The sequence below is a fragment of the Pseudomonas sp. UME65 genome, assembly GCF_014170225.1.
GTDB classification, from domain to species: Bacteria; Pseudomonadota; Gammaproteobacteria; order Pseudomonadales; family Pseudomonadaceae; genus Aquipseudomonas; species Aquipseudomonas protegens.
The window spans coordinates 757,600-771,950 of the sequence record NZ_LZZQ01000013.1 but is presented as its reverse complement, the minus strand read 5'-3'; the positions used below and the strand labels follow the sequence as shown (position 1 = coordinate 771,950).

12 protein-coding genes are annotated in these 14,351 nt (G+C 62.1%); 3 read left to right on the top strand and 9 right to left on the bottom strand.

Annotated elements, in window-relative coordinates:
* Positions 1–77 precede the first annotated feature (77 nt).
* A complete protein-coding gene (locus A9971_RS18385) occupies positions 78–485 on the bottom strand; it encodes a flagellar basal body-associated protein FliL (RefSeq protein WP_011064151.1) in 408 nt (135 codons plus the stop codon).
* Positions 486–649: 164 nt separating this feature from the next.
* Here A9971_RS18385 and A9971_RS18380 point away from each other — a divergent pair, with 164 nt between their 5' ends.
* Complete coding sequence (locus A9971_RS18380; protein ID WP_011064152.1) at positions 650–1,627, top strand: NADPH:quinone oxidoreductase family protein; 978 nt, start codon at positions 650–652, stop codon at positions 1,625–1,627.
* 16 nt (positions 1,628–1,643) lie between these two features.
* On the opposite strand, the gene A9971_RS18375 is transcribed toward A9971_RS18380, so the two are convergent.
* The 5 genes from A9971_RS18375 to trxA form a co-directional block, all read right to left on the bottom strand.
* On the bottom strand, positions 1,644–2,294 hold the full coding sequence (locus tag A9971_RS18375) for a gamma-glutamylcyclotransferase (protein WP_011064153.1): 651 nt from the start codon (positions 2,292–2,294) through the stop codon (positions 1,644–1,646).
* Positions 2,295–2,508: 214 nt separating this feature from the next.
* Entirely contained in the window at positions 2,509–3,477 is a 969-nt protein-coding gene (locus A9971_RS18370; protein ID WP_011064154.1) for a CDP-6-deoxy-delta-3,4-glucoseen reductase, read from the bottom strand.
* Positions 3,477–4,943, bottom strand: coding sequence for a 4-hydroxy-3-polyprenylbenzoate decarboxylase (gene ubiD / locus A9971_RS18365; protein WP_011064155.1), 1,467 nt, complete (start codon positions 4,941–4,943; stop codon positions 3,477–3,479). Before ubiD ends, A9971_RS18370 begins: the two co-directional genes overlap by 1 nt.
* A 125-nt stretch (positions 4,944–5,068) precedes the next feature.
* A complete protein-coding gene (gene rho / locus A9971_RS18360; protein WP_011064156.1) occupies positions 5,069–6,328 on the bottom strand; it encodes a transcription termination factor Rho in 1,260 nt (419 codons plus the stop codon).
* 247 nt (positions 6,329–6,575) lie between these two features.
* A complete protein-coding gene (gene trxA, locus A9971_RS18355; RefSeq protein WP_003206727.1) occupies positions 6,576–6,905 on the bottom strand; it encodes a thioredoxin TrxA in 330 nt (109 codons plus the stop codon).
* Positions 6,906–7,279: 374 nt separating this feature from the next.
* On the opposite strand from trxA, the gene ppx reads away from it, so the two are divergent.
* Positions 7,280–8,782: an exopolyphosphatase gene (gene ppx, locus A9971_RS18350; RefSeq protein ID WP_011064157.1), complete on the top strand. Its 1,503-nt coding sequence runs from the start codon at positions 7,280–7,282 to the stop codon at positions 8,780–8,782.
* Between the two features lie 174 nt (positions 8,783–8,956).
* Here ppx and ppk1 read toward each other — a convergent pair whose 3' ends face one another.
* Together ppk1 and hemB are read right to left on the bottom strand one after the other, a co-directional pair.
* A complete protein-coding gene (gene ppk1 / locus A9971_RS18345) occupies positions 8,957–11,176 on the bottom strand; it encodes a polyphosphate kinase 1 (RefSeq protein ID WP_077934942.1) in 2,220 nt (739 codons plus the stop codon).
* 18 nt (positions 11,177–11,194) lie between these two features.
* On the bottom strand, positions 11,195–12,208 hold the full coding sequence (gene hemB / locus A9971_RS18340) for a porphobilinogen synthase (protein ID WP_011064159.1): 1,014 nt from the start codon (positions 12,206–12,208) through the stop codon (positions 11,195–11,197).
* Positions 12,209–12,415: 207 nt separating this feature from the next.
* On the opposite strand from hemB, the gene A9971_RS18335 reads away from it, so the two are divergent.
* A complete protein-coding gene (locus A9971_RS18335; RefSeq protein ID WP_011064160.1) occupies positions 12,416–13,030 on the top strand; it encodes a DedA family protein in 615 nt (204 codons plus the stop codon).
* Here the strand turns inward: A9971_RS18335 and A9971_RS18330 are convergent.
* A complete protein-coding gene (locus A9971_RS18330; RefSeq protein ID WP_053160382.1) occupies positions 13,011–14,246 on the bottom strand; it encodes a sterol desaturase family protein in 1,236 nt (411 codons plus the stop codon). The genes A9971_RS18335 and A9971_RS18330 overlap by 20 nt on opposite strands.
* Between the last annotated feature and the right edge of the window lie 105 nt (positions 14,247–14,351).

The window sequence follows — 14,351 nt, the reverse complement described above, 5'->3', positions numbered from 1 at the left end:
GAGCCGGTTTGCCGGCGAAGGGCCGCAGGGACGCCTTCGCTGGCAAGCCAGCTCCTACGCCTGTAGCGGGGGCAGGCTTACTGAATGATCAGGTTGTTGAACAGCAGGTCTTCCACCACCGGCTTGCCGGTTTCGTCGTTCATGACTTGCTGCACCTGCTTGAGGGCTTCCTGGCGCAGCTTTTCCTTGGCTTCGACGTTATTCATGGTGTCGCTGGTCTGCTGGGCGAACAGCGCCACCAACTGGTTGCGGATCAGCGGCTCGTTGGCCTTGACCGCCTGGGCCGAGGCGTCGCCGGTTACCCGCAGGGCCACGTCGGCCTTGTAGACCTTGAGTTTAGGGCCGCCGTCCAGGCCGTAGTTGCCCACGAAGGGTGGGTTCAGGCTGATGTAGCTGACTTTCGGTGCTTCACCTTCTTTGGCCTCTTCGGCCATCGCTGCCATGGGCAGGGAGAGGGCCAGCAGCAACATGATCCACGCTTTCACAATTCGCTCCTTAATCCGGTTTGCGGCCTAGCATAAAGGCCCGCCCGCCTGAGCCCAAGCACAAGCACAAGCTTATGGCTGGTCATCAGGACCGGGCATGTTCGTTGACCGCCTGATTCACACTCCTACACTTATCGGCCACCACTCCCAAAGGAATAGCCCTGATGAAAGCCGTGCTGTGCAAAGCCTTCGGCCCTGCCGAAACGCTGGTGCTGGAAGAGGTCGCAAGCCCCGTGCCGAAGAAGAACGAGATCCTGCTGGAAGTGCATGCCGCAGGCGTCAACTTCCCGGACACCCTGATCATCGAGGGCAAGTACCAGTTCAAGCCGCCATTCCCCTTCTCCCCGGGGGGCGAAGCGGCCGGCGTAGTCAGCGCAGTGGGTGAGAAGGTCGGCCACCTCAAGGCCGGTGACCGGGTCATGGCCCTGACCGGCTGGGGCAGCTTCGCCGAGCAGGTGGCCGTCCCCGGTTACAACGTGCTGCCGATTCCCGCCGCCATGGACTTCAATACAGCCGCCGCCTTCAGCATGACCTACGGCACCTCGATGCACGCCCTCAAGCAGCGCGGCAACCTGCAGCCCGGTGAAACCTTGCTGGTGCTTGGTGCCTCGGGCGGGGTCGGGCTGGCCGCCGTGGAAATCGGCAAGGCCATGGGCGCCCGGGTGATTGCCGCTGCCAGCAGCGCGGAAAAGCTCGCCGTGGCCAAGGCTGCCGGTGCCGATGAGCTGATCAACTACAGCGAAAGCAGCCTGAAGGACGAGATCAAGCGCCTGACCGGCGGCAATGGCGCGGATGTGATCTACGACCCGGTGGGCGGCGACCTGTTCGACCAGGCCATCCGCTCCATCGCCTGGAACGGCCGGCTGCTGGTGGTGGGGTTCGCCAGCGGGCGCATCCCCGAGCTACCGGTGAACCTGGCCCTGCTCAAGGGTGCAGCGGTGGTGGGTGTGTTCTGGGGCTCCTTCGCCCAGCGCCAGCCCCAGGACAATGCGGCGAACTTCCAGCAACTGTTCGGCTGGTTCGCCGAGGGCAAGCTCAAGCCGCTGGTCTCCCAGGTCTATCCGCTGACGGAGGCTGCGCGAGCCATCGATGATCTCGGCCAGCGCAGAGCGGTGGGCAAGGTCGTAGTGCAGGTGCGCTAAGACCGGCTACAGGGCCTCAATGGGCGTCCGCCCCCTTGCAGCGCTTGAGCCGCGCCTCCAGGTTGCGATCTGGCATGGCGTGGCTGCGCAGGGCCTGGACCGTCTGTTCGACATAATCGCGGGTGGTGCCATACCGCCCGCAAGCGCTTTCGAACACCTGGTTCAGGACATCGTCCGGCAGATTGCCGGCATAGCTGGGCAGGTGCCGCTCCAGCACAAAGCCCAGGGCCTGAACCTGGCTGCCATCCTCAAGGCGGCAGTTGAGCCAGTGCGGGCGATAGGAGGGATAAGGCATTTCACGCTGCCACAGGGCGTACAGCGAGGCGTCCAGTTGCTCTTCCGGCAGCCGATAGGCGAAGCCGCTGCAGGAGCCGCCACGATCCAGGCCGAACACCAGCCCCGGCAGCTCCGGCGTGCCGCGATGCTCGTGGGACCACAGGTACAGGCCGCGATGATAACCATGCACCCTGCCCCGCTTGCGTTCGACCGCCGAGCATTCCGGCCGCCAGATCAGTGAACCGTAGGCGAACAGCCACACCGGCCCACCCTTGTGCCGGGCCATGGTGGATTGCATGGAACTGCGAAGTTGGTCGTGCGTCAGCTGCGGGCCCAGATCGAGCCGTGGAGGGTAAGCCAGATTCAGATAACTGGATTCAAGGGCTGTCATGGCGAATAGCGTTCGGCTCCCCGCGTAAAAGAAGTTACTTAATAGAACGCTTGGCAGTAACTGCAAGACACATGAGTTTCAAGGCAAGTTAAGTGCCACTAAGCAGTGGCACTTAAGTTGGAGGCTTATATATAACCTACCGGCATTTATTTAATTAGATAAATACCGATAGGCTATATACAGAGTTATAACGCGCCGCGCAGGCCCGATGCAGTCAGGGCCGCGGGGCGTAGGCAAACACGTCGGCGCGCATTTGATGGGCATCCATCCCGGCACTCACCAGCGCATCCAGGGTGGCGTAGATCATCGCCGGCGAGCCGCTGGCGTAAACGTGTACCGCCGACAGGTCGGTAATGTCCTCGCACACCGCTTCATGCAGCATGCCGCAGCGCCCCTCCCAGCCACACAGGTCGCTGACCACCTTGTGCAGGTAGAGGTTGGGCAGTTGCTGCCACTCGTCCCAGTGTTCCAGCTGGTAGAAATCTTCCGGCCGGCGCACGCCCCAATACAGGTGCACCGGATGCTTGAAGCCGGCGGCCCGACAATGCTCGATCAGGCTGTGCATCTGCGCCATGCCGGTACCAGCGGCGATCAGCACCAGCGGCCCATCCGGCAACTCGGCCAGGTGGGTGTCGCCAAAAGGCAACTGCACCCGAGCCATGCGGTTGCGCTGCAGTTGCTCCATCAGGCTTTGCGCACTGTTCTCGCGCACCAGCACATGCAGTTCCAGATCTCGCCCGCTGTGAGGCGCCGATGCCAGGGAAAAGGCCGACTTCTCACCGTTGTCCCGCTCCAGCATCAGGTACTGCCCTGCGTGATAGCGCGGCGGCTTGCCGGCCGGTGCCCGCAGCCTGACCCGCCAGACATCGCCGCCGACCTCCAGGCATTCAGTAAGCTGACACGACAGGCTGCGCACCGGCAATTCTCCCAGCGCAAGGACGCCATCCCACAGCACGATGCAGTCTTCCAGCGGCTCTGCAATGCAAGTGTAGAACTCGCCGTGATCACGCACGTCGCCAGCTTGCTGCACGCTGCCCTCCACCAGCAGCGCCGCACAGACATGACAGTTGCCATTGCGGCAGCTCTGCGGGCATTCATAGCCCAGGCGCCGCGCCGCATCGAGAATCCGCTCGCCGGGCAGCGTCTCAAGCACGGCTCCGGAGGGCTGCAAGGTTACACGCATCAATCTATTCCTAACTGATTCCAGATGGCATCGATCCGGCGGGTGACCGCCTCATCCTTGACGATGACCCGGCCCCACTCTCGGGTGGTTTCTCCGGGCCACTTGTGAGTCGCATCGAGCCCCATCTTCGAACCCAGGCCAGACACCGGCGAGGCGAAGTCGAGGTAGTCGATCGGGGTGTTGTCGATCATCACCGTGTCGCGCTTGGGGTCCATGCGCGTGGTGATGGCCCAGATCACATCGTTCCAGTCCCGGGCATTGATATCGTCGTCGGTGACGATAACGAACTTGGTGTACATGAACTGTCGCAAAAACGACCAGACACCCAGCATGACCCGCTTGGCGTGGCCCGGGTACTGCTTCTTCATGGTCACCACCGCCATGCGGTAGGAACAGCCTTCAGGCGGCAGGTAGAAGTCGGTGATTTCCGGAAACTGCTTCTGCAGGATCGGCACGAAGACTTCGTTCAGCGCGACGCCGAGGATCGCCGGCTCATCGGGCGGCCGGCCGGTGTAGGTGCTGTGGTAGATCGGCTTGATGCGGTGGGTGATGCGCTCCACGGTGAACACCGGGAAGCTGTCGACCTCGTTGTAGTAGCCGGTGTGGTCGCCGTACGGGCCTTCATCGGCCATCTCGCCGGGATGGATCACCCCTTCAAGGATGATTTCAGCCGTGGCCGGAACCTGCAGGTCGTTACCGCGGCACTTCACCAGCTCAGTGCGGTTGCCCCGCAGCAGGCCGGCAAAGGCGTATTCGGAAAGGCTGTCCGGCACCGGGGTCACGGCGCCGAGAATGGTCGCCGGGTCCGCGCCCAGCGCCACCGACACCGGGAACGGCTGGCCCGGGTGCTTCTCGCACCACTCGCGGTAATCCAGCGCGCCGCCGCGGTGGCTCAGCCAGCGCATGATCACCTTGTTGCGGCCGATCACCTGCTGACGATAGATACCCAGGTTCTGCCGGTCCTTGTTCGGGCCCTTGGTCACGGTCAGGCCCCAAGTGATCAGCGGGCCGACATCGCCCGGCCAGCAGGTCTGCACCGGCAGCATGCCAAGGTCGACGTCGTCGCCTTCGATCACCACTTCCTGGCACACCGCATCCTTGACCACCTTGGGCGCCATGGAAATGATCTTGCGGAAGATCGGCAGCTTGGACCAGGCGTCCTTGAGCCCCTTGGGCGGCTCCGGCTCCTTGAGGAACGCCAGCAGCTTGCCGATCTCGCGCAGTTCGCTGACCGCCTCGGCGCCCATGCCCAGGGCCACGCGCTCGGGGGTGCCGAACAGGTTGCCGAGCACGGGGATGTCATAACCGGTGGGGTTTTCAAACAGCAGGGCCGGGCCTTTGGCACGCAAGGTGCGATCGCAGACCTCGGTCATTTCCAGCACTGGGGACACCGGAACCTGGATGCGCTTAAGTTCCGAGCGCTGTTCCAGGCCGCTGATAAAGTCGCGCAAGTCGCGATACTGCATGCGTGAGCCTCGTTTTCGCCGTGGCATTCGGGGCAGGCAGTTTAGCGCCGAACCCACAGGTTCAGAATAGAGAATGTCAGATAGCAAAAAGCCGGGTTTCCCCGGCTCTTGCTGGCCTGATCGATTTACTTGCGTTTCATCGACAGGAAGAACTCATCGTTGGTCTTGGTCTGTTTCAACTTGTCGACCAGGAATTCGATGGCAGCGACTTCATCCATGGGATGCAGCAGCTTGCGCAGGATCCACATGCGCTGCAGCTCGTCGTCGGCGGTCAGCAACTCTTCGCGGCGGGTGCCGGAACGGTTGATGTTGATGGCCGGGAAGACGCGCTTTTCAGCGATCTTGCGGTCCAGGGGCAGTTCCATGTTGCCGGTGCCCTTGAACTCTTCGTAGATCACTTCATCCATCTTCGAGCCGGTTTCAACCAGCGCGGTGGCGATGATGGTCAGCGAGCCGCCTTCCTCGATGTTCCGCGCGGCGCCGAAGAAACGCTTCGGTTTCTCCAGGGCGTGGGCATCGACACCACCGGTCAGGACCTTGCCGGAGCTCGGGATCACGGTGTTGTAGGCACGGGCCAGACGGGTGATGGAGTCCAGCAGGATCACCACGTCCTTCTTGTGTTCGACCAGGCGCTTGGCCTTCTCGATCACCATCTCGGCCACTTGCACGTGGCGGGTTGGCGGCTCGTCGAAGGTGGAGGCGACCACTTCGCCGCGCACAGTGCGCTGCATTTCGGTCACTTCTTCTGGACGCTCGTCGATCAGCAGCACGATCAGATGAACTTCAGGGTTGTTGCGCGTGATGTTCGACGCGATGTTCTGCAGCATGATGGTCTTGCCCGCCTTTGGCGGAGCAACGATCAGACCACGCTGGCCTTTACCGATCGGGGCGCACAGATCGATCACACGACCGGTCAGGTCTTCGGTGGAACCGTTGCCGGCTTCCATCTTCATGCGCACGGTCGGGAACAGCGGCGTCAGGTTTTCGAACAGAATCTTGTTCTTGGCGTTCTCTGGGCGGTCGTAGTTGATGGTATCGACCTTGAGCAGCGCGAAGTAACGCTCGCCTTCCTTGGGAGGGCGGATCTTGCCAACGATGGTGTCACCGGTGCGCAAGTTGAAGCGACGGATCTGGCTTGGCGAGACGTAGATATCGTCCGGGCCAGCGAGATAGGAGGCGTCAGCAGAGCGAAGGAAGCCGAAGCCGTCCTGGAGGATCTCCAGCACGCCATCACCGGAGATTTCCTCACCGCTTTTCGCGTGCTTTTTCAGCAGGGAGAAAATCACGTCCTGCTTGCGCGAACGGGCCATATTTTCTATGCCCATCTGTTCGGCCAATTCGAGCAGTTCGGTAATCGGCTTTTGCTTGAGTTCAGTCAGATTCATATAGGAATGACGTAATCATTTATAGAGGGGGGAAATTAAGCTTTTGGCTTAATGAGGCCGCGCCGCAGAGAAGGCGACAGGATCGCGTACTAATTCGAAAAGGAGAGCGTCGGCGACGGCTTGCAGGGGGCAATGGAGAAACCAGTGCGGGGCCGAATGTAACACCTGAGTTTCGGAGCGTCTAGCCCTCAATTACGAAAAAGCCCCGCATTTTGCGGGGCTTTTCCAGGGCACTGAAAATCGACGCTTAGATGTTGGCGTCGAGGAAGGCAGCCAGTTGCGACTTCGACAGTGCGCCAACCTTGGTAGCTTCGACGTTGCCGTTCTTGAACAGCATCAAGGTCGGGATACCACGCACGCCATGCTTGGCCGGGGTTTCCTGGTTCTCGTCGATGTTCAGCTTGGCAACGGTCAGCTTGCCCTTGTAGGTTTCAGCAATTTCGTCCAGAACCGGAGCGATCATTTTGCATGGGCCACACCACTCGGCCCAGTAGTCGACCAGTACAGCGCCTTCGGCTTTGAGTACGTCGGCCTCGAAGCTGGCGTCGCTGACGTGTTTGATAAGATCGCTGCTCATGGAATTCTCCAGGTTGTAAGCAAAAAAACGTGGCCCATCATATCTGCCCTTCCCGCGTTCAGGAAGCCGGAGATGATTGACTCTAACTATGGTGCCCCACGAGTTTGGGTATAGCTCAGCTGGGGACGTTACGCGGGTTGCACAGGCCATTCGGCAACCCCGGCCGGCACCACGCACCTGTTGCAGCAGGGTCTTTGCCTGGCTGCCAAGGAGCGGCTCGCCCGATTGAACGGGATCTTTCCTGGCCACGGAACCGCCGGGCCACCGCCCCGGCGCAGGCTTTTATGCGTTGAATCAACGCATTGGACACTGCGCGTTGGCGCGAGCCGTTGATCGTGGCAGGATGGCGAGGTTATCGACCGAGACCCCCAACCATGCCCCAATCCCAAGCCAAGAATCTGTCCCTGATCGCCGCGATCGATCTGGGCTCCAACAGCTTTCACATGGTCGTGGCCAAGGCCCGGAACGGTGAAATCCGCATTCTCGAGCGGCTCGGAGAAAAGGTTCAACTGGCCGCCGGCATCGACGAAGAACGCCAGCTCAACGAAGAATCCATGCAGCGCGGTCTCGACTGCCTCAAGCGCTTCGCCCAACTGATCAACGGCATGCCCCAGGGCACGGTGCGCATCGTCGGCACCAACGCCCTGCGCGAAGCCCGCAACCGCGGCGAGTTCATTCGCCGTGCCGAGGAAATCCTCGGCCACCCGGTGGAAGTCATCTCCGGCCGTGAAGAAGCCCGCCTGATCTACCTCGGGGTGTCCCACACCCTCGCCGACACCCCGGGCAAGCGCCTGGTGGCCGACATCGGCGGCGGCAGTACCGAATTCATCATCGGCCAGCGCTTCGAACCCCTGCTGCGCGAGAGCCTGCAGATGGGCTGCGTAAGCTTCACCCAGCGCTATTTCCGCGACGGCAAGATCACCCCTGCCCGCTATGCCCAGGCCTACACCGCCGCACGCCTGGAGATCATGAGCATCGAGCATGCCCTGCATCGCCTGACCTGGGACGAAGCCATCGGCTCGTCCGGAACCATTCGCGCCATTGGCCTGGCCCTCAAGGCTGGCGGCCAGGGTAGCGGCGAGGTCAACGCCGAAGGGCTGGCCTGGCTCAAGCGCAAGCTGTTCAAGCTCGGCGACGCCGAGAAGATCGACTTCGAAGGCATCAAGCCCGACCGCCGGGCGATCTTTCCCGCTGGCCTGGCAATTCTCGAAGCGATCTTCGACGCCCTGGAACTGCAACGCATGGATCACTGCGAAGGCGCCCTGCGTGAAGGCGTGCTCTACGATCTGCTGGGCCGCCATCATCACGAAGACGTCCGTGAACGCACCCTCAGCTCGCTGATGGAGCGCTACCACGTCGACCTGGAACAAGCCTCTCGCGTTGAAGGCAAGGCCCTGCGCGCCTTCGACCAGGTGGCCGCGGACTGGGACCTGGAAGACGGCATCTGGCGCGAACTGCTGGGCTGGGCGGCCAAGGTCCATGAAGTGGGGCTGGACATCGCCCACTATCACTACCACAAGCACGGTGCCTACCTGATCGAGCACTCGGACCTGGCGGGTTTCTCCCGGGAAGACCAGCAGATGCTGGCTCTCCTGGTGCGCGGCCACCGCCGCAACATCCCCAAGGAAAAATTCGCCGAGTTCGGCGACGACGGCATCAAGCTGATCCGGCTGTGCGTGCTGCTGCGTTTCGCCATCCTCTTCCATCACATCCGTGGCACCCAGCAAATGCCTCAGGTGAGCCTCAGCGCCCTGGGCGATCAGCTGGACGTGGAGTTCCCGGAAAACTGGCTGGATGAAAATCAGCTGACCCAGGCCGACTTCGCCCTGGAAGCCGAATGGCTGACCCGGGTGGGCATCGTGCTCAACGTCAACTGACCCTGCCACGGAGCTGCAGGAGCCGGCTTGCCGGCGAAAAGGCCGCTACCCCTTGCATCGCCCTCAGGGGCGCCTTCGCTGGCAAGCCAGCGCCCACAGTTCTTGCAAGCCGCACAAAAAAGGCCAGCCCGGTGATCGGGCTGGCCTTTTTATTATCAGCGACGCCTGACGCGCTTAGCGCACCGGCAGTACCGGGCTGCCAAGGCGCTCCAGCAGGGTCGCCTGGGCACTGCGCGGGTTCTGATTACCGGTCGGCGTATTGCGGATGTAGCGACCGTCGGACTGCAGGCTCCAGCTGTGGGTGTTGTCGGTGAGATAGCTCTCCAACTCTTTCTTGACCCGCAGAATCAGCTTCTTGCCTTCCACCGGGAAGCAGGTCTCGACCCGCTTGTCGAGGTTGCGCTCCATCCAGTCGGCGCTGGAAAGGAACATCTGTTCCTCGCCGCCATTGAGGAAGTAGAACACCCGGGTGTGCTCCAGGAAGCGGCCGATGATCGAGCGCACGTGGATGTTGTGCGAGACCCCGGCAATGCCCGGACGCAGGCAGCACATGCCACGCACTACCAGGTCGATGCGCACCCCCGACTGGCTGGCCTTGTACAGCGCGCGAATGATCTTCGGATCGGTCAATGAGTTGAACTTGGCGATGATGTGCGCCGGTTTGCCGTCCAGGGCGAACTGAGTCTCCCGGGCGATCATGTCGAGCATGCCCTTCTTCAGGGTGAACGGCGCATGCAGCAACTTCTTCATGCGCAGGGTCTTGCCCATGCCGATCAGTTGGCTGAACAGCTTGCCCACGTCCTCGCACAAGGCATCGTCGGAGGTCAGCAGACTGTAGTCGGTGTACAGACGGGCGTTGGCCGCGTGGTAGTTGCCGGTGCCCAGGTGCGCATAACGCACGATCTCGCCGGCTTCGCGACGCAGGATCAGCATCATCTTGGCGTGGGTCTTGAACCCCACCACGCCGTAGATCACCACCGCACCGGCCGCCTGCAGACGGCTGGCCATCTGCAGGTTGGACTCTTCGTCAAACCGCGCACGCAATTCGATCACCGCGGTGACCTCCTTGCCGTTGCGCGCCGCGTCCACCAGGGCGTCGACGATCTCCGAGTTGGCACCACTGCGGTACAGGGTCTGGCGCACTGCCAGCACATGCGGGTCCTTGGCAGCCTGGCGCAGCAGGTCGACCACCGGGGTGAAGGATTCGAACGGGTGCAGCAGCAGGATGTCCTGCTTGCTGATGACGCTGAAGATGTTCTCGCTGTTCTGCAGCAGCTTGGGGATCTGCGGGGTGAACGGGATGTATTGCAGCTCCGGGTGGCTGTCCAGGCCGGTGATGCTGAACAGCCGCGTCAGGTTCACCGGGCCGTTGACCTGGTACAGCTCGGTCTCGTGCAGGTTGAACTGCTTGAGCAGGTAGTCCGACAGGTGCTTGGGGCAGGTGTCGGCCACTTCCAGGCGCACCGCGTCACCGTAGCGACGGGAGAACAGCTCGCCGCGCAGCGCACGGGCCAGGTCTTCGACGTCCTCGGTGTCCACTGCCAGGTCGGCGTTTCGGGTCAGGCGGAACTGATAGCAGCCTTTTACCTTCATGCCCTGGAACAGGTCATCGGCGTGGGCGTGGATCATCGACGAGAGGAATACATAGTTGTCGCCAGGGCCGCCGACTTCTTCCGGCACCTTGATGATCCGCGGCAGCAGGCGCGGCGCGGGGATGATCGCCAGGCCCGAATCGCGACCGAAGGCGTCGATGCCCTCCAGCTCGACGATGAAGTTCAGGCTCTTGTTCACCAGCAATGGGAAAGGGTGCGTCGGGTCCAGGCCGATGGGGGTGATGATCGGCGCGATCTCGTCGCGGAAATAGCGGCGAACCCAGGTCTTGAGCTTGGTGGTCCAGTAGCGGCGACGGATGAAGCGGATCTGATGTTTTTCCAGTTCCGGCAACAGGATGTCGTTGAGGATCGCGTACTGGCGGTCGACATGCCCGTGCACCAGTTCGCTGATGCGCGCCAGCGCCTGGTGCGGCTGCAGGCCGTCGGCACCGGCCTGTTCGCGAGCGAAGGTGATCTGCTTCTTCAGGCCCGCCACACGGATCTCGAAGAACTCGTCCAGGTTGCTGGAGAAGATCAGCAGGAACTTCAGGCGCTCCAGCAACGGATAGGACTCATCCAGTGCCTGCTCCAGCACGCGGATGTTGAATTGCAGCTGCGACAGCTCGCGGTGAATGTACAGGCTGCTGTCATCCAGGTTGGGAATGACGATGGCCGGTGCCGGTTGCGTCTCGGCCACCGCGGCCGGGGCCACTGGCTCCAGTTCCGGCGGGGTCTCCACCACTTGCTCGACCACCGGCTGAGCTTCTTTTACGGCAACTTCTGAGAGTCCTTCAGTATTCATCGCGTGTTCCTGGGAGGGCTATTTTTGCTCTCGTAACAATTGAGCAGCACGAACGGCAAAGTAAGTCAGGATGCCATCGGCACCTGCACGTTTAAAAGCGGTCAGGGATTCAAGAATAACCCCCTCACCCAACCAACCATTCTGGATTGCTGCCATGTGCATGGCGTATTCGCCGCTGACCTGATAGACAAAGGTCGGCACCTTGAATTCATCTTTGACCCGCCAGAGGATGTCCAGGTACGGCATGCCCGGCTTGACCATGACCATGTCCGCGCCTTCGGCGAGGTCCGCCGCCACTTCATGCAGGGCTTCCTGGCCGTTGGCCGGGTCCATCTGGTACGAGGCCTTGTCGGCCTTGCCCAGGTTCAGCGCCGAGCCCACCGCATCGCGGAAGGGGCCGTAGTAGGCGCTGGCGTACTTGGCCGAGTAAGCCATGATGCGCACGTTGGCATGCCCGGCCAGTTCCAGGGCCTCGCGGATCGCCTGGACCCGCCCGTCCATCATGTCCGACGGTGCCACCACCTGGGCGCCGGCCTCGGCATGGGACAGGGCCTGGCGCACCAGGGCGTCGACGGTGATGTCGTTCTGCACATAACCCTGTTCGTCGAGGATGCCGTCCTGGCCATGGGTAGTGAACGGGTCAAGGGCAACGTCGGTGATCACCCCCAGGGCCGGAAAGCGTTCGCGCAGGGCGCGGGTGGCACGCTGGGCGATGCCGTCGGGGTTCCAGGCCTCGGCCGCATCCAGGGACTTGAGCGCCCCGGGCGTCACCGGAAACAGTGCCAGTGCCGGAATTCCCAGTTCGACCCAGTTCGCCGCCTCTTCCAGCAGCAGGTCGATGGTCAGGCGCTCGACCCCGGGCATCGAAGCCACCGCTTCGCGGCGATTCTCACCCTCGAGCACGAACACCGGCAGGATCAGGTCATCCACGCTCAGGCGGTTTTCCCGCACCAGACGGCGGGAAAAGTCATCGCGACGGTTGCGCCGCAGACGAGTGGCTGGAAACAGACGGTTGGCGGGGGTAAAGCTCACGGCGGACTCCAGGGCTCGCGCTGGCGGACGAGCGGGACAGTTATAAGCGGGCATTATGACGAACAGATGACAGTTGTGCTCAAGCTGTTGACCGGCAGCAACACTCATTGTCATTGGCCGGATTGTTCACGTCGAGACACATTTCGATACTTTCCCGAACGTCGTCGAAGGGGTAGGCTGCGCGTTCATTTCGCCAGCATCCAGACAATGCTCCAACAATTTCTTCAGGATTTCGGCTACTTCGCCCTCTTTCTCGGCACGTTTTTCGAAGGCGAAACCATTCTGGTTCTTGCCGGATTTCTCGCGTTCCGCGGATACATGGATATCAACCTGGTGATGGTGGTTGCCTTCTTCGGCAGCTACGCCGGTGACCAGCTGTGGTACTTCCTGGGGCGCAAGCATGGCCGCAAGCTGCTGGCGCGCAAACCGCGCTGGCAAATGATGGGTGACCGGGCGCTGGAGCATATCCGCAAGCACCCGGATATCTGGGTACTGAGCTTTCGCTTCGTCTACGGGCTGCGCACCGTGATGCCGGTGGCCATCGGCCTGTCCGGCTATCCGCCGGGCCGCTACCTGCTGCTCAACGGTATCGGCGCAGCGATCTGGGCCATAGCCCTGGCCCAGGCGGCCTACCATTTCGGCGCAGTCATGGAAGGCATGCTCGGCAGCATCAAGAAGTACGAGCTGTGGGTGCTGGGCGCCCTGCTGGTCCTGGGCTTCGGCCTGTGGCTGCGCCGGCGCTTCAAGAACGCACGCCTGGCCAAGCAGATCTACGAAGCCGAACAGGCCTCCGCCCGGGAACCTAAGACGCCAGCCGAGTAACACGCGAGCCGCAGCCATACAGCCCGCAGACACTCAGCAGGCTGTAGCTGCCCAGCGCTACCCAGGCCAAGGGGCTGGCCGGCCACAGACCGACCAGCGGCGCCAGCCATACCAGGGGCAGATTCAGCAGCAGCCGCGCCCCTTCCAGTTTCAGGCTCCAGGGCCGATCCTCCAGAGCCGCGCCCAGTACGAACAGCCCCAAGGCCATAGCGCCCCAGCCCAGCAGCAGTGCCTGGACCGACAGGCTGCTCTGGGCATTCATCAGGTAGCTGCCCAGGGCTACATACACCGCGAACTGCAGCACCACGTACACCTGACGCCGCACATCCAGGGCCACCTCGAATTTGCGAAACTGGCTCAGCTCCGGCTTGGCCAGGGGATAACGGTCCTGCACATCCGCCGGGCGCCAGCCGGTGCGCATGAACCAGATCCGCAGCTTGTCCCGCACATGCTCGGTGCGCCGGGCATCATTCCAGAGCTGGGCATAGAACTGCAGATTGGCCCACAGCGGGTTCCAACTGGCCAGCGGAGTCGTCACGCCGAACACCACGGGCTCGTTGTCGTCCTCTTCCTGGTAGGTGCCGAACAGCCGGTCCCAGAGAATGAACACCCCGCCGTAGTTGCGATCCATATAAAGAGCGTTCTGCGCGTGATGGGCCCGGTGATTGGAGGGGGTCACGAAGAACCATTCGTACCAGCCCAGCTTGCCGATGTGCCGGGTATGTACCCAGAACTGATACAGCAGATTGAGGGCTGCCACCGTGACGAACACCACCAGCGGCACCCCGAGTACCGCCAGGGGCAGGTAGAAGATCCAGCTCAACAGGAAGCCGGTGCTGGTCTGGCGCAGAGCCGTGGAGAGGTTGTAGTCCTCGCTCTGGTGATGCACCGAGTGAGCGGCCCAGAGGATATTGCGTTCATGACCGCAGCGATGCAGCCAGTAGTAGCAGAAGTCGTACAGGACAAAGGCCCCGATCCACACCCAGAGGCTGTGCGCCGGCAGCTCGAACAGCCCCCAGTGCTGGAGGGCGAAGGTATAAGTGACCAGGCCCAGCCCCTTGGTCAGCAGGCCCGTGGTGGTGGACAACACGCCGGTGCTGATGCTATTGACCGCATCGGCAACCCGGTAGTTATTCACTCCCCGCCAGCGATCGGCCAACAATTCAGCAACAATCAACACAAAGAAAAACGGCACCGCATAGAGGATGAGGTTCATGGCGCGACCCGATCGAAATCGATAACCAAGATTAGGTCCGACGACTCCATCCCCCTATGGCCAGGTGTGACAAACAGGCGGACATTTAGCGCCATGAATCTGGAG